Origin of the sequence: Reichenbachiella sp., from assembly GCF_965233835.1 — a bacterium.
GTDB lineage: Bacteria > Bacteroidota > Bacteroidia > Cytophagales > Cyclobacteriaceae > Reichenbachiella.
Genome location: NZ_OZ247585.1, coordinates 3,554,207 through 3,574,848 on the forward strand (window position 1 = coordinate 3,554,207; position 20,642 = coordinate 3,574,848).

General features: G+C 40.3%; 20 protein-coding genes. 8 read left to right on the top strand and 12 right to left on the bottom strand.

Annotated elements, in window-relative coordinates:
* Window positions 1-114: 114 nt before the first annotated feature.
* Both ACO6S2_RS15105 and ACO6S2_RS15110 read left to right on the top strand, forming a co-directional pair.
* Window positions 115-720: a fumarylacetoacetate hydrolase family protein gene (locus ACO6S2_RS15105; RefSeq protein ID WP_422359392.1), complete on the top strand. Its 606-nt coding sequence runs from the start codon at window positions 115-117 to the stop codon at window positions 718-720.
* Window positions 721-845: 125 nt separating this feature from the next.
* Window positions 846-1,787 (top strand): alkaline phosphatase family protein, encoded by a 942-nt coding sequence (locus ACO6S2_RS15110; protein ID WP_422359393.1) that lies wholly within the window; start codon window positions 846-848, stop codon window positions 1,785-1,787.
* 40 nt (window positions 1,788-1,827) lie between these two features.
* On the opposite strand, the gene ACO6S2_RS15115 is transcribed toward ACO6S2_RS15110, so the two are convergent.
* Genes ACO6S2_RS15115 through ACO6S2_RS15125 form a run of 3 tightly spaced genes read right to left on the bottom strand, consistent with a single transcriptional unit; the run spans window position 1,828 to window position 3,892 of the window.
* On the bottom strand, window positions 1,828-2,499 hold the full coding sequence (locus ACO6S2_RS15115) for an SCO family protein (protein WP_422359394.1): 672 nt from the start codon (window positions 2,497-2,499) through the stop codon (window positions 1,828-1,830).
* Complete coding sequence (locus tag ACO6S2_RS15120) at window positions 2,462-3,082, bottom strand: toxin-antitoxin system YwqK family antitoxin (RefSeq protein WP_422359395.1); 621 nt, start codon at window positions 3,080-3,082, stop codon at window positions 2,462-2,464. Before ACO6S2_RS15120 ends, ACO6S2_RS15115 begins: the two co-directional genes overlap by 38 nt.
* 21 nt (window positions 3,083-3,103) lie before the next feature.
* Window positions 3,104-3,892, bottom strand: coding sequence for a YHYH protein (locus ACO6S2_RS15125; protein ID WP_422359396.1), 789 nt, complete (start codon window positions 3,890-3,892; stop codon window positions 3,104-3,106).
* 348 nt (window positions 3,893-4,240) lie between these two features.
* On the opposite strand from ACO6S2_RS15125, the gene ACO6S2_RS15130 reads away from it, so the two are divergent.
* Window positions 4,241-5,644, top strand: a complete 1,404-nt coding sequence (locus tag ACO6S2_RS15130) for a DUF3500 domain-containing protein (protein ID WP_422359397.1) — start codon at window positions 4,241-4,243, stop codon at window positions 5,642-5,644.
* 263 nt (window positions 5,645-5,907) lie between these two features.
* A complete protein-coding gene (gene hemE / locus ACO6S2_RS15135; protein ID WP_422359398.1) occupies window positions 5,908-6,939 on the top strand; it encodes a uroporphyrinogen decarboxylase in 1,032 nt (343 codons plus the stop codon).
* Here the strand turns inward: hemE and ACO6S2_RS15140 are convergent.
* The 4 genes from ACO6S2_RS15140 to ACO6S2_RS15155 form a co-directional block, all read right to left on the bottom strand.
* Complete coding sequence (locus ACO6S2_RS15140; RefSeq protein WP_422359399.1) at window positions 6,936-9,353, bottom strand: response regulator; 2,418 nt, start codon at window positions 9,351-9,353, stop codon at window positions 6,936-6,938. The genes hemE and ACO6S2_RS15140 overlap by 4 nt on opposite strands.
* An 85-nt stretch (window positions 9,354-9,438) precedes the next feature.
* Window positions 9,439-10,632, bottom strand: a complete 1,194-nt coding sequence (locus ACO6S2_RS15145; protein ID WP_422359400.1) for a pyridoxal phosphate-dependent aminotransferase — start codon at window positions 10,630-10,632, stop codon at window positions 9,439-9,441.
* A gap of 187 nt (window positions 10,633-10,819) precedes the next feature.
* Window positions 10,820-11,437 (bottom strand): recombination mediator RecR, encoded by a 618-nt coding sequence (gene recR, locus ACO6S2_RS15150; RefSeq protein ID WP_422359401.1) that lies wholly within the window; start codon window positions 11,435-11,437, stop codon window positions 10,820-10,822.
* Window positions 11,438-11,445: 8 nt separating this feature from the next.
* Window positions 11,446-11,727 carry an ATP-dependent Clp protease adaptor ClpS gene (locus ACO6S2_RS15155; protein WP_422359402.1) on the bottom strand — a complete coding sequence of 94 codons (282 nt, stop codon included), beginning with the start codon at window positions 11,725-11,727 and terminating at the stop codon, window positions 11,446-11,448.
* 149 nt (window positions 11,728-11,876) lie between these two features.
* On the opposite strand from ACO6S2_RS15155, the gene ACO6S2_RS15160 reads away from it, so the two are divergent.
* Window positions 11,877-12,350: a C40 family peptidase gene (locus tag ACO6S2_RS15160; RefSeq protein ID WP_422359403.1), complete on the top strand. Its 474-nt coding sequence runs from the start codon at window positions 11,877-11,879 to the stop codon at window positions 12,348-12,350.
* Window positions 12,351-12,405: 55 nt separating this feature from the next.
* The gene (locus tag ACO6S2_RS15165) at window positions 12,406-12,870 is read left to right on the top strand and encodes a DUF4136 domain-containing protein (protein ID WP_422359404.1); all 465 of its coding nucleotides are present in this window, start codon (window positions 12,406-12,408) and stop codon (window positions 12,868-12,870) included.
* A gap of 12 nt (window positions 12,871-12,882) precedes the next feature.
* On the opposite strand, the gene miaA is transcribed toward ACO6S2_RS15165, so the two are convergent.
* Window positions 12,883-13,794 carry a tRNA (adenosine(37)-N6)-dimethylallyltransferase MiaA gene (miaA, locus tag ACO6S2_RS15170; RefSeq protein WP_422359405.1) on the bottom strand — a complete coding sequence of 304 codons (912 nt, stop codon included), beginning with the start codon at window positions 13,792-13,794 and terminating at the stop codon, window positions 12,883-12,885.
* 319 nt (window positions 13,795-14,113) lie between these two features.
* Between miaA and ACO6S2_RS15175 the strand changes: the two genes are divergently transcribed.
* The gene (locus ACO6S2_RS15175) at window positions 14,114-14,521 is read left to right on the top strand and encodes a DUF1987 domain-containing protein (protein WP_422359406.1); all 408 of its coding nucleotides are present in this window, start codon (window positions 14,114-14,116) and stop codon (window positions 14,519-14,521) included.
* A 66-nt stretch (window positions 14,522-14,587) separates the two neighbouring features.
* Here the strand turns inward: ACO6S2_RS15175 and ACO6S2_RS15180 are convergent, their stop codons facing one another.
* Window positions 14,588-15,910, bottom strand: a complete 1,323-nt coding sequence (locus ACO6S2_RS15180; RefSeq protein WP_422359407.1) for a dihydrolipoamide acetyltransferase family protein — start codon at window positions 15,908-15,910, stop codon at window positions 14,588-14,590.
* Window positions 15,911-15,972: 62 nt separating this feature from the next.
* Window positions 15,973-17,223, bottom strand: coding sequence for a competence/damage-inducible protein A (locus tag ACO6S2_RS15185; protein WP_422359408.1), 1,251 nt, complete (start codon window positions 17,221-17,223; stop codon window positions 15,973-15,975).
* Window positions 17,224-17,400: 177 nt separating this feature from the next.
* Between ACO6S2_RS15185 and ACO6S2_RS15190 the strand changes: the two genes are divergently transcribed.
* Window positions 17,401-18,069 (top strand): hypothetical protein, encoded by a 669-nt coding sequence (locus ACO6S2_RS15190; RefSeq protein WP_422359409.1) that lies wholly within the window; start codon window positions 17,401-17,403, stop codon window positions 18,067-18,069.
* A gap of 3 nt (window positions 18,070-18,072) precedes the next feature.
* Here ACO6S2_RS15190 and ACO6S2_RS15195 read toward each other — a convergent pair whose 3' ends face one another.
* Entirely contained in the window at window positions 18,073-20,103 is a 2,031-nt protein-coding gene (locus ACO6S2_RS15195; protein WP_422359410.1) for an FAD-dependent oxidoreductase, read from the bottom strand.
* A gap of 104 nt (window positions 20,104-20,207) precedes the next feature.
* Window positions 20,208-20,642 (bottom strand): SRPBCC family protein, encoded by a 435-nt coding sequence (locus ACO6S2_RS15200; RefSeq protein WP_422359411.1) that lies wholly within the window; start codon window positions 20,640-20,642, stop codon window positions 20,208-20,210.

The following is a 20,642-nucleotide window of genomic DNA, read 5'->3' on the forward strand; positions in this document are numbered from 1 at the left end:
GGTTGTGTTTTGAAGCTCAATGGAGTGTTATTACCATTAATTTTTGCTCCGTGCTCGATAACGTTTACTCCTTTATAGATTATTTTTGTTTTGAAAAATTCAAATTTACAGATCATGACCATTATTGGAATAGGAAAAAACTACGTAAACACGCCAGAAGAAATGCCATCGCCCAAGTGGGCACCTATCATATTCACCAAGCCCGAAACTACACTATTAAAAAACAACGCTCCCTTTGAGATGCCCGCTGTATCCAATGAAGTGGCCTACGAAGTAGAATTGGCCTATCGTATCTCCAAGACCGGAAAGAACATCAATGAAGCAGATGTCATGGACTATGTAGATGCTGTGGCCGTTTGCATCGATTTTACTGCCAAAGATGTATTAAAGAAAAGCAGAGAAAACAAAGGGCCTTGGGCGCTAGCTAAAGGATTTGATGGGGCCACTCCTATTTCCGAATTTGTTTCAATTGATCAATTTGAAGGCGACATCAATTTCGCTTTAAATCTTAACGGAGAACGCGTACAAACAGGAAATTCTTCGTTGATGGTTTACAACCTGCCTCAAATCGTCTCATATGTTTCTCAGTTTATGACCTTGAATCCAGGTGACATCATTCTTTCGGGCACACCAGCATATGGCGTAGGATTAGTGAAGGCAGGAGATAAGCTTTTAGCTACGCTTGAAGGAAAGAATGTATTGGATTTTGAGGTGAAATAAAATACGCTGTAATACCACAAGCATATTACTAGATATGCGTCAAGGTACACTTAAGTTCTAACACCAATGATCAGATATGGTCTGAGGCAAATTTCCTGTATCTTTAGTTAGGACATTTCGGTCAAATGATGTTTAGAATCATCTCCACACTTACCATCTTGTTTATACTGCTAACTTCTTGCGAAACTGAAGAAAGCAGAGGCATCTTGACTGAGCACGTTTTTATTGTGGTAGTAGATGGCGCCAGATTCTCAGAATCATGGGGTGACCCCGAAAAAAAACTCATACCAAATCAATATAATTATTTCTCATCCAATGGAATAACTTATAATTCATTTTTCAACTTTGGCCCCACCTACACAAATGCGGGGCATACAGCACTAGTCACAGGCAACTATCAGGAAATAGCCAATAATGGTAGTGAGCTCCCAAAAAACCCATCAATATTTCAATATTGGCTCAACCAAACCAATAACTCAAATCAATCCGCTTGGGTAATTGCGAGTAAAGACAAGTTAGAAATTCTGAACAACTGTAAAGATAGTACTTGGAACAATCAATCACTGGCCTCTACCAATTGCGGTGTGAACGGGCTGGGCACTGGGTATAGACACGATACCATCACCTATCAAAACAGTATCAAGATACTAGAGAAGCATTACCCATCACTTGTGTTAATCAACTTCAGAGAGCCAGACTATTCTGGCCATAAAAATGATTGGGATGGTTATCTCAACGGCCTATTATTAACGGATGAATTAATCGGTGACCTCCTTGACTTTATAGACAATGACCCTGTCTATGCAGGTACAACTACCATTTTTATCACCAATGATCACGGTAGACACTTGGATCATATAAAAAATGGATTTGTCTCCCATGGAGATAATTGTGATGGCTGTAGACACATCATGTTACTTGCCTCAGGCCCAGATTTCAGAAAGGGTATTGAAGTAGAAACAGTTAGAGGCATGACCGACATTACAGCCACAGTTGCCTACTTAATGCAACTAGACATGCCAACTGGGACGGGGCAAGTCATGAATGAACTCTTTAGGCCACGTTGAACCATCATTTGGCGCTTATTTGATAGCACTCAGTTGAGTATTACAACAAAGCCTTGGCATCCGCTATTAATTGCTGAATGGCGGTTTTGTTTAGTCCATTATAGATACCTCTGATTCTACGTTCTTGATCAATCAAGAGAAAATTCTCAGTATGGATAAAGTCCTCCGGGGCTTTTTGCAGGCCCAAGTTCTCTTCAATGAAATATTGATTTCTACCTAAATCATAAATCATATCTCTATCACCCGTGAGCAACTGCCATTTACCATTTTCTATACCCTTGAGATGAGCATATTCCTTTAGAACAGACACACTATCGTAGTCCGGAGTAACAGAATGGGAAAAAATCTGAACATCATCTTCTGACTTAAATGCCTCTTGTACAATCAACATGTTATTAGTCATCTTGGGGCAGATACCAGGACATACGGTAAAGAAAAAATCAACTACCGTGATTTTATCATTCAACCGTCTCTCTGTAATTTGTTCTCCATCCTGATTGAATAGTGAGAACGCTGGGATGTGATGAAACTCGTCAGTAATATCTACTGGATCAATCCATTTTGGTGTAAAAGTAGCCTCATCGTAAAAAGGCAAATGAGCCACTCTGCTCGTCCTTTCCTTGACTTTTGTTGAGCAACCAACAACAACCACAGCCAGCAAAAGGCCAGCGAAATTAATCTTTATAAACCACCTGCTGATCATCCAGTTCATAACACAAATTCGATCTTTTAAGTCCAAATACTCGGCCATTCTTGGCTTCGTAATTCGCATAGAGTACTCCATTCTTTCTAAAGGCTTGTTGAAGTCCATTCTCCTTACCTTCGTTCATATGCATGAGTTTGTGCAACTCCCCTGTCACAAACCATTTCTTTTGTCCTCCATGGAGTTTACCATTCTTATAGTTAAGTAAAGCCCTCAATTGATAGCCATTTGTTAAAGACCACCTTTTTACCTCTCCATGTAGTTTGTTGTTCTCATAGTGCTCTTCAAATTTCAACTGTCCATTTGAAAAATAGACGGTCAACAATCCCTCTTTTTTGCCTTGATATAGACCAAATACTCGCTTAAGTGTTCCGTTTGAAAAAAACTCCTTCACAACCCCAGACACCAAAGAGGAATCCGATTTGAATTGCCAAAGGCTTGTTTTTCGATCGAAAAACAAATCCGAGATATCATATTCAATAGTTGGTTTTGCCACATGCTCATCCACTTTAGACATCGCGATTTCAGCAGATTGTCGTTCCTGACATGCAACGAGAAAGAAAAGAGCTATAAATAAGAATCTCTGATACACCTGTGACAATTTTAATAGTTTTTACATGATGCTGTTAGGTGTACCCTGAAGATCAACACCAAATAGCAAATAATAAGTATTCAAATAAATTTCGTTCACGATGTGGTAGTGATAAAACTCTTCATCGCTATGTTGAGTGGTAGAATAATGCCCATTGGATGCATCACCATCCGTAGGATAATCCCCTGTTGACTCACACTTTCTTCCATAAATTAAGAAGCCGTCCGACATGATGCCTAGAAGTTTATTATCGTCGATTGTCAATGGGGAAGTTTCTCCTTCATCACGCGCTTCGATATGATAATGATATTCTTGAGGACCAGAATGACCCCCAGCCCAATCGAAACCTGAAGCTGTTCCTTCAGTTACATCTGTCGGCCCTTCTGATTGATTATAAATAGGTACGCCCGTTACAGCAATTCCAATCGCTCCCAAGCCGGTTTCGCTAGTAGTGGTAGCCACTTCTGGATTAGTAGAAACTGTGAGAGTATAACTTCCTTCTGTAATATAACCAGGAGAAATACTCTCCTCTTGAGCCACGATCGGATCAATATACAAATCATCATTGGCTTGCCAATAAGGGGAAGTGTGATTCGGTAGTGTATTCGTTACAATAGTAATTTCACCATCACTGAAAGACACTGTTACAGCATCTGTGTTAAATTCATCAAAGGCAGAAGTAGGTGTGGCTACTACCGTTCCTGAAGTACCTCCATCGTCATTGTTCGCATCAGTTGTCTCATCCTCCTCAGAACAAGCGTACATACAAGACATACCAAGCAGGGCAAATAGAATTATTGGTTTTTTCATTGTGTTCATAAATTAGTTTTCATCTAATCCTAAAACGAGGACTTAACGAAGAACCCTACTAGATTTTGATTAGATCCATTATCATATAAAACTAAATTCTGTGCATTAAGCCCTTCATTCGAATCCATAAAACTGTCTCTATATTATCAAATTCAAAGATTTTATTATCTTGTATGCATAACTAAATCTAACTCAAACGCCATGCCTTGATCATAGGTGCAGATGTTGCTAATCAATTGCATACATAGTATGACATTTCATACTGCGGTGTACATTGGTCACATATTACCACTGATTACAAACCAAGTTCTATGACTCGATAAGGAGGCGTTTTCATTCTCATATTCAATGAATATCATATCACGATACTTTTCTTTCTTACTCTTGAGCTTTACTTTATTTGCATGTAGCCATGATGAATCAAGCCAAGAACAAAAGGCTGCAGCTGCAGCAGCCAAAAAATTATATGCTGATGAAGTGGCTGAAGCAGCCAATCAACTAATAGATATTATCCCTCCTGATCAACGTAGGTCCCTTGTTTATCCATTTGATAGCGACAGTCGAGTCTATGGCAAGGACACTACTCAAACACCTTCATTCTGTGCCGTTCTTGCTTGGTGCCTACCAGGCTGGGGATTACAGCAAAGTGACATGAATCATGATCAATTAGTAGCCATGCACAAATTGTTTAATTTGGCGTTATCCTCAGGCGGTTATCAAACGTTGCTTGCGGTCCTCAATCGCCAAAGGATCATTGGAGAAATGGAAGAAAAAGGAGATACTCAGTTTCTCAAAGACGTACTACACAAGCACCCTCATGCACATGAACACTCCGTTTTCGACTTCGACCACTCGCACATACCTGACAGTTCGTTTTATCCTGCAGTTGCTGGTGGGTATGCAAATGGTGAAGTAAAATGGGTATGGGACAGCGTACCTGGACTTGCCAAACGGCGAGAGCAATTCGATGAATATACCCTAGCTATATTTGGCACACCTGGCCGTAACACGGAATGGGGATTCCGATTTGAAGGTCATCACATCACATTCAATATGACCTTCATTACAGATCAAAAAACTGGTGAAGTAGACATTCACACCACGCCGTTGTTTTTTGGTGCTTTCCCTATGATAATCCCTGAATCACCTGAAGCATCCAAAATTTCACAAGAATGGGGCTGGGAAGAAGGTCAGATCATGATGTACAGTGTCGCTCACCATTTACGAAAATTTTGGATAAACTTACCCGAAGCAACACGATCTCGTGCGTTTATCGATTCGAGTTATTTCACTCAATCCCCTCCTATAATCTTGGACACACCGATGCCCTTTATGATCGGCTCACTAGACCCTAGGGTTGACAGCCTTAAAATTGACAAATACCCTCATTTGAAGGTTAGCCCAAGTGAATTGAGTTCTGAAGCCAAGTGGCACCTTAAGCAAGCTTACCAGTTTTATGTTAACGCCATGAATTCTAATCTAAGCCCTGATTACATAGAAAGAATTGATGAAGCGCTCGATGCTAGAGAACAACTCACTTTGAGCTGGGCTGGACAATCCCTTCAACAAGAGGGCTCACACCATTACAGTTATCTACTAGTTGACAACCTCCTATTAGAATTCATGCAGAGCAATCAATTTAGCATTCAACACGACCCATCAGTTACTGGCAACCATGTTCATAGTATGCTGCGCGACCTAAAATTCGATTGGTTGGATCCTATGAGTCTGCACCTAAGGCGCAGTCATTAAGACCTTCGCGGGTTCTTCCATAACAGAGATCGACATTTGGATCGACTCCAGACATCTTTATAACACCTTATCGAAGAGGTTGAAATACTGACAAAAAGGAAAATGGCATAAACTCGGAAACACCAACTTGATACATTGGTCAAAACCGAATGGAAGAATTTCTTACCTAAATGTAAACGTACAATTCTCTGTAAATTCTACCTCCCGCTCGGTTCATTTCTCCTATCCCCTATTATCTTTGCGGCCAGAGAAAATAAAACCCCATGATATTACAAAACGACCTTATACTACGAGCAGCAAGAGGAGAAGAAACAGAGCGGGTACCAGTTTGGCTGATGCGCCAGGCGGGCCGAATTCTTCCCGAATACCGTAAGGTTCGTGAAAGTGTTAGTGGATTTATCGAATTGGCGACTACGCCAGAATTGGCGGCAGAAGTTACCATCCAGCCGGTAGATCTTCTTGGTGTAGATGCTGCTATTATTTTCTCCGATATTCTGGTGATCCCAGAAGCTATGGGACTACCCTATCAAATGATCGAAAAGAAGGGGCCATGGTTTGAAAAAACGGTTCAATCAGAAGCCGATCTCAAAAAAATCAGAATCGCAGAACCTGAAGCTGACTTAGATTATGTAGCTGAAGCGATCAAAATCACTAAAAGGGAATTGAATGGTCGAGTACCATTGATTGGGTTTGCCGGAGCTCCCTGGACCATCTTCTCTTATATGGTTGAAGGATCTGGAAGTAAGACATTTTCCAAAGCCAAGAAGATGCTCTACACAGAACCAGAACTCTCTAATAAGCTGTTGGACATGATCACTGAAAGCACTATCAAGTACTTGCAAATGCAAATCAAGTGTGGAGCAGATTTGGTACAGATTTTTGATTCTTGGGCAGGTATTCTATCTCCTGCACAATACCAAGAGTTTGGATTGAAGTACATTTCCAAAATCTGTGATGCCATAGACATGGTACCTGTTACAGTATTCGCCAAGGGGGCCTACTTCGCCCGCAAACAAATGGGTCAACTCAACTGCGAGACCATTGGACTGGACTGGAACATGGCTGTAGCCCCTACCAGAAGGTTGATTGGCTCAGACAAGACACTTCAAGGAAATTTAGATCCTTGTGTGCTTTACAGTACTGATAAAGAAATTGAATTACAGACCATAGAGATGCTTGAATCTTTTGGTGGCCATAGACACATCGCCAATTTAGGACATGGTGTTTATCCTGATATTGATCCTGAAAAGGTGAAGGTATTTATTGAAACGGTAAAGAATTGGAAGCCCAATTAATTTGCTTCCTTCTCTTCAGACTCTTTTCTTTCAATATGGAGTTTGATCTTGTTAAATAGATCATCCGGATCGAAAGGCTTGGTAATAAAATCATTCATCCCGGACTTGAACACCCTATCTCCTACGTCCAGCATCACTGATGCGGTCAAGGCAAGGATCGGCACGGTGTAACCACGCTTTCTTAGTTCCTCAGAAGCGGTATAGCCATCCATTTCAGGCATTTGAAGATCCATAAGGACCAAATCATATGATTCTATGGCTGTCTTTTCTAAAGCCTCCCGACCATTTTCAGCCACATCTACCTTGATATCCCATCGCGATAGAAATTTCTTCGCCACCATTACATTTACTGGATTATCCTCCACAAGCAGGATATTCTTTCCTTCCAGTTGATTATGCACTTCTGAAATCTTCTCTGTCACTTTTTCTTGATTGTCGCTGATTGCAAATGTTTGGGTAAAATAGAATCTAGAGCCCTGCCCCTCTACACTAAACACGTTGATTTTTGTGTTTTGCATATCCAGAATTCGTTTGGTGATAGACAATCCCAAACCAGTCCCTCCGTACTCACGAGTAGTAGAAGTAGATGCCTGAGAGAAACTATCAAAAATCGTTTTAACCTTATCTTTAGGAATTCCAATTCCTGAATCCTCCACAGAAAATTTGATCGACACTCTATCTTTAGTAAGCATAATAATAGTCATACTGAGTGTAACCCCTCCTTCGTCGGTAAACTTGACTGCGTTACTGACTAGGTTAGTCAAAATCTGGCTCAAACGTAACCCATCACAAACAATATAATTCGGGATCTCATCATCATGAAGAAAATTCAGGTAGATGTCTTTTTCCTTGGCTCTATTATCAAACCCTTTCGTGATATTTCTGGCCATTTCAACCACATTTACATCGACTTCCTCAAATTCAATTTTACCTGCATCCAGCTTACTGTAATCCAGCACATCATTAATCAACACATGCAAATGCTCTGCCGAAAACTTTAATGTTTTAAGGTCATCCTCATGCTGCTTTTTAGGTTTATCGCCAATCAAATAATTTGTTAAACCAATGACCGCATTTAGCGGCGTCCTGATTTCATGAGAAATCATAGACAAAAAGTCGGACTGTGAACGAGCAGCAGACTCAGCTTTCTCCTTGGCTATTTCTATTTTCCTGTTGTATCTATAAAAGAGAATGATCGATTGGAAAAAGAAAAACTGCTGATACCCTACAAAGTAGAAAAGCATAGAGTTCTTCATAAACCCAAAGTGCTCCAATATGACAGCTCCCATCACTAGAAACAGCAAAAATGAACTAATCAATGACATCAAAGATCCCTCTCTCTTATTGACAACAGCCAAGACATAGGTATACATCATATAGGCAAAACCTATTAATATCATGACTGAATAAGGGCCTACCAGTTTGGTGAAAAACTTGACTGGTGCAAAAAGTGCTATCAAGACGAACGTCCCACTAATTATAGTGACAAACAACAAGAATAATCTCGAGGTCTCTCTCTTATACAAGTAGTAAGAATAGAATGAGAAAAATAGCCCCGCCATAAACATGGTGATGTATTCAGCCTTAAGCGTAAGCAACCAGGGTAACTCTGGGTACAACGAATGAAGCGTATAGCTCCCAGAACCTATCGATCGATAACTGTAAAATAGACAGAAAAGTGAAAAATATAAGATTTGCTTTTCATGTCTACCAAACCAAAACAAGACCATAAAAAACAGTCCAATGAAAAACAAACTAGAGGACATGATGAGATCGAAAGCCTTCTGACGCCCTTCTATTGTTTGCATCTTAACCTTCTCACCTAACTTAATATCATAGAAACTTCCTCCGCGAGAATGCTTGTAGTTAGATATCTGCAATACAATTTCGAGGGTATCGGATTTAACCTTAAACTCTCTGGTCATATACTGCCAATGAGGTTTGGAAGTCACCTCATGCATACCTACCTGACCATTGGATCCTAGATACTCTCCATTCAAAAAGAGTAAGTAAGAAGAATAAACATGAGGAATGGTTATGGCAAGTTCTGGTGTCACAGAGTTTACTATGACCTGCAAGCGTTGTGTAGCAAATCCTACTGGATTAATCGTATCCTGTTCGATGATGTCACCTTCCCATAACTTAGGAAATTCCCGATAAGTGTCTGGGAGTTCCAGATAATCGAAGTCAGCTGGATATAGGATTCTTTCCCAGTAAAATTCCCATTCTCCTGCCAATGAAATGGGTTCATTTTTTTGAAATTCCCATTCCCTAAGATCAAGAATTCCTTGTTTTGCTCTGGGCAAATCCTGGGCATTGGAGCCCAAAAAACAGAGCAGCAGCAGGCCAAGTGTTAGATACTTTAAGTGGCTTGGCGTATTTAACAGAGATGTAAAATTCCCGACTGAATTCATCAAGGGATAAAGCTAAGTAAATCAGTGGAAATATGAGAAAGAAAAGAAGGATTGCTCAGATGAACAATCCTTCTTGAATTGTTTTTTAGCTCAATTTCGCTAGAGTTTCTTTCACTCTTTTAAGTGCTTCTTTGAGGTTTTCCTCTGAGGCAGCATACGATAGTCTGATGCAATCAGGATCACCAAAAGCCTCCCCTGTCACCAGAGACACATGAGCATTTTCCAATAGATACAGACAAAGGTCGCTTGCGTTGTTGATAGTCATGGATCCATCAGATTTTCCAAAATAACTACTCACGTCTGGAAAGAAATAGAAAGCACCTTGAGGCATATTCGTTTTCACACCAGGAATGTCATTCAATAAACCGTACACCAACTCCCTTCTTTTTCCGTATTGTTCGGTCATAGCTTTTGTTGGACCTAAGTCGGAAGTTAAAGCTGTAACTGTAGCTCGCTGTGCAATACTACAGTTAGCCGAGGTCACCTGACCCTGAATCTTAGCACAAGCCTTTGCAATCCAGGTAGGAGCACCAATATAACCAACTCTCCAGCCAGTCATAGCAAAACCTTTAGCCATTCCATTAATAGTTACAGTTTTATCCTGCATGCCTGGCAAAGCACCAATACTTGCATGGGCACCTGAGAAATTGATATGTTCATAAATCTCATCAGATATTACAATCACATCTGTGTCCCTAAGCACATCAGCAATAGCACTCAACTCTTCTTTTGTAAATACCGATCCAGTTGGGTTACATGGTGAAGAGAATATGATTGCCTTAGTTTTATCAGTCAAGGCTGCATTCACTTGTTCAGCAGTAGCTTTAAAATCATTTTCAATCCCACCCTTTACTAATACCGGGGTACCTTCAGCCAATTCGATTGCAGCTGTGTAACTCACCCAATAAGGAGAAAGTACAATCACCTCATCTCCTGGATTCACCAAGGCCATCATAACATTGACGATTGACTGTTTGGCTCCGTTGGATACGACAATTTGGTCTGGGGTATAGTTCAGTCCGTTTTCGTTCTTGAATTTTTCCGCAATGGCCTTTCTCAAATCAGCGTAGCCATTAACTGGTGGGTAAGCAAAGTATTTTTCAGAATCAATGGCCTCTTTGGCGCCTTCCTGAATGTGCTTAGGTGTTTTAAAATCTGGTTCTCCCAAACTCAAACTAATCACATCTATTCCATTTTCTTTGAATTCTCTAGCTTTGGCAGCCATCGCCAGCGTGGCAGACTCTGCCATGTTTTTGATTCTATCCGATAAGTGTTCCATTGAATGATTTTCTTGAAATTATATGCGCAAAAGTAGATAAGCTCGATACCAATCTCATAGCATTCATCTTAAAAATTTTAACAGGTACGTTAAAATATGTTCAAAAATCTACTGATATACTGAATTCAAATCTAATGATCTGCTCAATATGCTATAATATTCGAAATACAGCAAACAAGAATTTGTGTCAGCTTTCGCCTGAAGAGTAATTGGTCCGAGTGACTATACTTCTACCTAGGGTCACCTCATCTGCATACTCGAGCTCACCTCCTATCGGAATACCTCGAGCTATAGTAGTAATCTTCACTCCGGTTTCTTCCAATTTTCTGGAAAGGTAAAAACAAGTTGTGTCTCCTTCCATAGTAGCGCTGAGCGCTAATATCACCTCTTTCACTTCACCTTCCGACGACCTGATTCTTTCAACCAAAGAGTCAATATGAAGATCTTCAGGACCAATTCCTTCAATTGGTGAAATCACACCACCCAAAACATGAAACATGCCTTGATACTGACCGGTACTACGAATAGCCAACAAGTCAGGAGTATCTACTACTACACAAATGACAGATAAGTCTCGATTAATGGTTCTACAAGTACAATCTGTAGTATGTGATATTACATGGCAGGTACCACAATATTTAGTCTCTTTTCTTAATCTGACCAGCGAGGCCGCCAGTCCTTCGGTAGTGGCTTCATTTTCTTTGAGTAGGTGCAATGCCAACCTAAGTGCCGTTTTTTTACCAATACCCGGTAATTTGGAAATTTCCTTTACCGCCTCCTCAATCAATTCGCTTGGAAACTCCATTCAGTTGTTTAGTTAATCACTGCATTTATACCAGCATCCAATATTCCCTCTTTCATGGGCTTCAACTTTTCATAGGTACCCTTCTTTACTTGGCACTTGCCATTGAAATGAATAATATAGGTACACTGTTCGGCCTGAACTCGCTCGTGTTTACATACCCTGATCAAAGTATTGATCACATGATCGAAGGAATTCACATCATCATTGAAGACTACAAGCGTACGCCCTTCGTCTTCCTGCTCTTCTACTAATACATCTACTAGCTCTTCTTCCTCAAGTTGCCAAGACATCGTATTCACTTTTGCTGATTTACAATAATAACTTTCATCAAAATTTCAACAAAGATAATTATTGTAAAATTCCCGAATAAGAATAGTCGTTAAAAACACTACTTGATAAATTTGGCATCATTACTGTTCGACAGTTCAAAATTTTCAATATGAATAGAATAGGATTTTTAATTCTTGCTTTAGCGATACTCGTCACAGCACCCACAATAGCCCAAAAAAAGAAAATAAAAAGGGCTCAAGCCATCCAAAAAGTGGTAGACGCTGCATATACCTACACCGGCACGCCTTACAAATATGGCGGCACTTCAAAAACCGGCATCGATTGCTCTGCCCTTATGCAAAACTCCTACGCTCAGGCAGGATACAGCATACCAAGAACTGCAAAGGCTCAGTCCAAATATGGAAAAAAGGTAGGTTGGACTGGGATACGTCAAGGAGACATTGTATTCTTTAAATTCAAGTCTAAAAGAGAGAAATGGTATCATAGTGGCATGGTCACCTCAGTAACTCCCGATGGTACTTACTTCATTCACGCCTCCTCCTCTCGCGGCGTTGTAATTTCAGATCTTAATGCTGACTACTACAAGAAGAATATAAAAGCCATTCGAAGGGTAATAAAATAAGTCTGGAGGTTATGGTCTACAGTTGTTATCTTGTTATTTCCTAAACATTGTTGACATGTACAAAAAAGTTACTTTTCTCATTCTTTTCACCACCTTTATTTGCTCGGCTCAGGCGCAGTTGGCTTTTAGACATCATTACTATCAAACCGACGTTTCACAATACAAAACTTATCGCTTGGCTGCTTTTACCATAAACAAAAAAGAAGCTGATCCAGGTGCTAGCACTCAAGTATCTGCCGTACAATCTAAACTGCATGAAGCCTTATCAAAAAATGGGTTCGAACAAGCTGAATCTCCTGACTTGCTAATTTTTTTAAAGCTGAAGGTAGATACCCTTGGTGCTCAACTTCCGCAGCAGGAAAGAAAAGAGCTCATTACCAATTTCACCATAGATATTCGTCAAAACCCGAAATACGACAAGGTGTTTATGGGAACGGTAAATGGCCTAATTGTAACTAACGAGAAAAGTGAAAATAGACTGAAAAAGATTTACAAAAAATTCTTCAAGGACTTCAAATAAGGATGGAAAATCTTATGTTAACCTAGATTCAATTACATTAATCATACCATCTAACTGATCCGGCTCGAACCAGCAAACATCTAAATCCTTTTTAAACCAAGTCATTTGTCGTTTAGCATACCTTCGAGAGTTCCTTTTGAGTAATCTGATAGCCTCTTGCTTATCATATTTTCCATCGATAAAATCGAAGATCTCCTTATACCCTACGGTTTGTAGTGCATTATTTTCTCGAAATGGGTACAAACCTTTAGCCTCTTCAAACAACCCCTGTTCGATCATCAAATCCATTCTCTTATCGATTCGCTGATAGAGTTTTTCGCGATCAACATCTAATCCAATTTTCAAAATATTGAATGAATGTTCCTTTCTTTTTCCACCCTGTCGAAAGTGTGAATATGGCAAATCTGTTGAACGACAAACCTCTAACCCCCTGACCACTCTTTGTGGGTTCTTTTTGTCGACCTGCTCATAATACACTGGATCAACTTCTTTCAGCTCTTTCAACAATTCATCTAAACCTACCTCCTTCAATTCTTGATTTAACTTTTCTCTCAGCAACGGGTCAGTTTCTGGCATTTCATCTAGTCCATCACAAAAGGCTCGCACATACAACCCTGAACCTCCTACCATGAACTGCACATCATTTCGAACAAATAAATCTCTAAGTAGAATTTCTGCATCTGAAGCAAAAGCACCGGCATCATAGTCTTCTTTGATGGTGTGTGAGTCTACCATGTGGTGGGTAACCGCTGCTCGTTCTGATGCACTGGGTTTAGCTGTACCTATTTCCATTTCTTCATAAAACTGTCTGGAATCACAAGATATAATCTCTCCACCGAAATGTTTTGCTAATTCTATTGTCACTGCAGTCTTTCCAACTGCTGTAGGTCCTACCACCACCACCAAAAGCTTATTATGACTCATACTTCAAAGATAAACCAAGCTCCAAATGGAAAAATGAAAAGTCCATTTATTATCTCAAGCTTGAAATACATAAGAAAGTCATTAAACATTTTGATGATTATATTCATATTCTAACTCTAAAGGAATATATTAGCCGGAAGGTAAAAGGTACGCCTTGTACAAAAAAAGCAAAAACTGTCCAGCAGACGGAGAAAAATTTGTACTATGCGAAAAGGTTGAAACACTGGCGATACGATCAGTCTCCTTTTCTATACCCAAACCTCAAAAGATAATAAGCAACTTAATCGAAACTTTTCGGCATTGACCAGCTAAGCCGATTGTGAGAAAAGAAGATGGAGGATTTATGGAAAAATTGATTGTTAGGCCCACAAGAATTACCCCCCTAATATATTTTGACCCCAATCGCGGGTTACTTGAATTGAGAGGAAAATCCAGTCCTGAAAATTCAATTCAGTTTTACAGCAATCTTATCAAGGACTTGGAAGAATTTGGGCGAAATGGAAAACAGAATCTAATTGCCAATTTCAAATTTGAATATTTCAATACTAGTTCTTCTAAATGTTTGTTTGACATATTTAGAAAACTAAATATTGTAAAAGAAAATGGCTTTGATTTGTCGATCAACTGGTATTACGAAGAAGATGATGAAGACATGTTAGAAGCAGGCGAAGACTATGCTGATCTTCTGGGCATAGAATTCAACTATGTGGAAACGCAATTCGATTGATCAAAATCATATCGAACGATATCAAAAAAGGGCAATCAAATGATTGCCCTTTTTTGTAGTTAAATTTTATATCGCCCGTTCAGGATCGAACTTTTCTAGATAATCAGCCACACGACGAACAAACATTCCTCCCAAAGCTCCATCGACCACTCTGTGGTCATAAGAGTGAGACAAGAACATTTTGTGTCTGATACCGATCAAATCTCCCTCTGGGGTTTCAATCACACTCGGCTTCTTCACGATAGCTCCCAACGCCAAAATACCCACTTGCGGCTGCATAATAATAGGTGTTCCCATCACATTTCCGAAAGATCCTACGTTAGAAACCGTATAAGTGCCTCCACTTAGATCATCCGGAGTCAACTTATTATCTCTACCTCTACGGGCCAGATCATTCACTTTTAGTGCAATACCCTTCAAGCTTAATTGATCTGCATTCTTGATTACTGGAACAATCAAGTTTCCTGTTGGAAGCGCAACTGCCATCCCTACATTGATTGACCCTTTTTTAATGATTTTGTTTCCATCCACCTGAACATTGATCATAGGATAATCTCTAATCGCATTGACAACTGCTTCGATGAATATAGGAGTAAAAGTTAATGCTTGACCTTCTCTTTCCATGAAAGCTTTTTTATGCTTTCCTCTCCATTTCACAACTGTTGTAACATCAGCCTCAACGAACGATGTAACATGAGGAGAAGTCTGCTTGGAAGCCACCATTCGTTCGGCAATCATCTTCCGCATCCTGTCCATCTCAATAATTTCATCTTCTCCTGAAAATGAAACTGCTACTGGCTGAGAGGCCGGTTTAGATGGCGCAGCACCATTCGAAGCCGCTGGAGTTGCTACAGGTGCAGGTGCTCCATTAGATTTTCTTGTTTTGACGAAAGCCAGTATATCTTTCTTGGTCACTCTCCCTTCTTTGCCGGTACCAGGCAAGGCCTCCAATTCCGCCATTGGAATACCTTCTTCTCTAGCGATATTCAATACTAGTGGAGAGTAGAACCTTCCAGATGTTGGTTTTTCTAAGACTGGTGCTGAAGTGGGCGCACTTGCAGAATGAGCTTCTACTGCCTCTGCAACTAAAGCCTCAGCTTTCTCCACTACTTCTGCCTCAGGCTTTACTGGAGCGGGAACATCTGCACCGTCAGTGGAAATCACAGCGATAGGCTTACCCACCTCTACTACATCGCCTTCGTTGGCTAAAATTTCTTTCAATACACCTGCATGAGTAGAAGGTACTTCGGTATCCACTTTATCAGTAGCTACTTCCAAAACAGACTCATCTTGCTCGATCGTATCTCCCACTTTTTTAAGCCATGAAAGGATGGTTCCTTCCATGATACTTTCGCCCATCTTGGGCATTACCATTTCTACTAAGGCCATAATGTTTTATTACAGTTTTCGGGTCTAATTAGCCGCTAAGTTACTTGATTTAAAGCTAAAAATCACTGTTTATCAAGGGTTTGACGTAGAAAATTGAGTGCATGAATCGCTGTGTATTCTATATTGAGAATCCGGGTTCCGGGTAACTGAATTTTTCGTGTTACTACATTTTTTCCAAAGGATATTGCCATCCAAACAGTACCCACAGGTTTTTCTTCTGTGCCTCCATCCGGTCCTGCAATGCCCGTGGTGGAAATTCCTATGTCCGTTTTGAACTTTTTCCTCACCCCAACAGCCATTTCAGTAGCCGTTTCTTCGCTCACTGCACCATACGCATCTAGGGTTTTATGACTTACTTCTAGGGCACCTTTTTTAATGTCATTATGGTAGGAAACCACAGATCCCCAATAGTATTCTGAGCTCCCTGGGACCGATGTCAATCGATGCGCTAAAAAGCCCCCTGTACAACTTTCAGCAGTCGCTATTTTCAGCTCCCGAATCTTCAGCATTTCACCCACCGCATCTTCAATCTGAATATCGCCAAAGCCATACACATAGGGTTTGATCACAGGCAATACAGACTCAATTTGCTGATCCATTTCAGTTTCCAGAATTTCACGATCAATTCCTACCCCAGTCAATCTCAGGCGTACTTGACTTTTTCCAGGAAGGTAAGCCAAAGCAAGATGTTCCGGTAAACTATCTTCCCAATCGCTAATCTCCTCTGCTAGCCATGACTCCCCTATGCCTATGGTTTTAATGACTTTATGAACTATCACTGGGAGGGTGAAGTGCTTCTTAAGTTTAGGTAAAATGGTTTTAGACATCATGGCCTCCATTTCGAATGGTACTCCAGGCATCGACACCACTACTTTTTTATCTTTTTCGAACCACATCCCTGGGGCAGTTCCTCTTTCGTTCTTTATTTTTTTACAACCTTCTGGCAAAAAGGCTTGTTGTCTGTTGATTTCTGTAACCTCTTTCCCAAACCGGCTGAAAATATCTTCAACATCTTCGAGCGCACTTGCATTAAGCTCCAACTCTGCATCAAAATATTCTGCCAAAGTTTTCTTAGTAATATCATCTTTAGTTGGCCCCAGACCACCAGTAATCAAAACAATATCGGACCTTTTTAATGATTCATCCAACGCATCTAGAATCTCTTGTTTCTTATCTCCAATGGATATTTTGCGTCTTACTTTAATTCCAATATCATCTAATTCACGACTAATCCACTTGGTATTAGTATCCAGTATTTGACCGTACAAAATCTCATCACCAATGGTAAGTACTTCAGCAAAAATCTCTCTCATATTACTATGTCACTTTAGTTGCCCGAAGTTATACGTAATCGTGCTAAAAGGTTAATCTTTTTTCACCAAAACATTTTCACCATATATGCCAGTATACTGACCGCATAATGACATTTTCACCAATTAGTCATTGGGAATGGAAGGCTTTGACTAATATTGTGACTTATTTGAAAAACAATGATGAATTCTACCAAGCAAATCTTGATCAGCCTATTGGCACTTACGTTGGCTTTCCACTCAAGTTGGGCACACAACCCAACACTTGAAGTAGTAAAAAGGGAACCCCAAACCGATGTAAAAATCAATAAGCTTTTGGTCATTGTATTGCTTAGAACCAAAGACAATAGAGTAACCCTTGAAGATGAGCTTGGATACGATTTAGGTGATTACGGCATTTCGACAAAAAGTAGTCATAATACGAGATTAGTAAGTTCAGAACGTCTAACAAAGAAGGAAGTGCTCGCCGTATGTGAAAAACATGGTGCGGATGGAGTACTTGTGGTTCGATTGGTAGATCTAGAAGAGGAGAATAGCTATTCTTATAATCAGCGCTCCCAATATACCGGTGCAGGATTCACCTCAGCCAACAGTAGTGGCGTAGTGATCGCCGGAGGTCAAAGTTACTCTTGGGGTGACTATGCCTATGGTAACTACTTCGACGCTGTATCTTCTAGCAGAATTGAAATCCAGTCAGACATTTACCACATAAGTAGCGACAAACAATTGATGACTGATGACATTGTTATGAGAATTGATCCTCGCGAAGTTGAAAAGAGCATTGAAAAATTTGCCAAAAAACTAAGTAAGAAAGTTTCTAAGCAAAAGTACATTGTAAAGGAAAAGTAGGAGTTACAGCTTAGCTGCTAACCTACTTGACTGATCAATAGCTCGTTTAGCATCTAGCTCCGCAGCCACATCAGCACCGCCAATTTTGGCAACATTTATTCCTTCATTTTCTAATTCGGAAACCAACGAATTTTCTGGTAATTGGCCTGCACATAAGATGACATGATCTACAGGCAACACCTGCTGTTCTTTTCCCTTGATCGTGATATGCAATCCCTCGTCATCGATTTTGTTATAAGTAACATGAGTGATCATTTTCACTTGCTTATGCTTCAGTGTAGTTCTATGAATCCATCCGGTGGTCTTACCTAACCTAGCTCCCATTTTACTTTCCGATCGTTGCAGCATGGTGATTTCTCTTTTGGCTTTTGGCATTTCTGGCTCCACCAAACCTCCTCTCTGCTCATTTTTGATATCCACCCCCCACTCATGCATAAAGTCTTCAATATTCAAACTTGGACTCTCACCTTCCTGACTCAAATATTCCGCTACATCAAAACCTATACCCCCGGCACCAATGATCGCAACCTTATCACCTACCTGTTTTTCATGTTTTAATACATCAATATAAGAAAGGACTTTAGGATGATCCTGCCCATCTATACCTGGGTTTCTTGGATTCACTCCAGTGGCTACAATCACCTGATCATATCCTTCGGCAGCTAATTGTTTGGCGTCTACTTTTGTATTCAACTGGAGATTTACGCCAGTCAATTGAATTCGTTTATTGAAGTATCTTAAAGTTTCATAGAACTCCTCCTTGCCGGGAATTTTCTTAGCCATATTGAATTGCCCACCTATTTCGCTGGAAGCTTCATAAAGGGTCACTTCATGGCCACGTTCTGCGGCAATAGTTGAGTAGGCCAATCCAGCAGGACCAGCACCCACAACAGCCACTTTCTTTTTAGCTAATGCTGGCAAATAATTCAGCTCGGTTTCTTTGCAAGCTCTAGGATTTACAAGACATGTAGATAGTTGATTTTTAAATACATGATCTAAGCAAGCCTGATTGCAGCCAATGCAAGTATTGATCTCATCTTCTCGGCCCTGCTCTGATTTAACAATCAAATCAGCGTCAGCCAAAAAAGGGCGCGCCATCGACACCATATCCGCATCGCCGTTAGCTAGAATTTTTTCGGCCACATCTGGTTTATTAATTCTATTCGTGGTAATCAAGGGTATATCGACCTCCCCCTTCATTTTCTTAGTCACCCAGGTAAACGCACCTCTTGGCACCATAGTAGCAATCGTAGGGATTCTAGCCTCATGCCAACCTATACCAGTATTGATAATGGTGGCTCCTGCCTTTTCAATTTCTTTCGCTAATTGCACCACTTCTGACCATTCACTCCCCTGTGGGATTAAGTCTAGCATGGATAAGCGGTAGATAATAATAAAATCTTCCCCTACTGCCTGACGCACAGCCTTCACTATTTCAATCGGAAATCGCATTCTATTTTCATAACTCCCTCCCCATTGATCATTCCTCTTGTTCGTATGTTGCGCGATGAATTGATTGATCAAATAACCTTCGGAACCCATTACTTCCACTCCATCATAGCCAGCTTCTTTGGCCAATGAAGCACATCTAGCAAAGTCGCTTATAGTATTTCGTATACCTCTTTCGGATAGCGCAAACGGCTTGAATGGAGTAATTGGAGATTTGATAGCAGAAGGTGCTACATTCAAGGGATGATACCCATATCGACCGGCATGCAAGATTTGCATACAAATCTTTCCATCATATTCATGTACTCTTTCTGTGACAACCCTGTGTTTTTTGGCATGAATGGTCTTAGTCATTCGTGCAGAAAAAGGAGCTACCCAACCTTGTCGGTTAGGGGATACGCCACCAGTCACAATCAGCCCAACTCCCCCTTTTGCTCTTTCACCAAAATAAGTGGCCATACGTTCGTAGCCATTTTTAGTCTCCTCCAATCCTGTGTGCATGGATCCCATCAGAGATCTATTTTTCAATGTGGTAAATCCTAAGTCTAACGGTGCAAAAAGATGTGGATACTTGTCGTGAGCCATGATCTGTCAATTGGGTTAAATGCCTAACCTTAATTTTAATGGATTAAGTTGACTTGAGGAAAGAAATACACTAATTTATTATGCATGCATAATAAATTAGTGTATTAAGATTCCATATAAGTTTTGAAGGCATTCAACAGCTCAGGCCATGCCTGCTTTACTGCCTCATAATACCAATCCCAATCCTCTCCTATGCCATAGCCATCCTGACAGAGGTAAAGTTCACTTCCGCTTTCAATTGATGTTGCACGTACTGTCAAACTCATCGGACCTAATGGTGGCTTTTCTGGATTGAGGTAAACAAAGTTTTCTATCCTCAATTCCTTCAATGAATCATAAGAAGCTATTTGTCCTGTTGAAACATAGCCAATTCCATTGGCTGAAACTTGCCAAACTAATGTATAAACTCCACCCTCCTTTGGCTCAATCAAAGCTTGTTCTACTTGCCACCATTCCCTCAGCCGATCTGCATCTACAAAAGCATTGATAATCTTTTCGGGTCTGGCATTTATTCTTAGGGTTACTTCTACTTTCCTCAT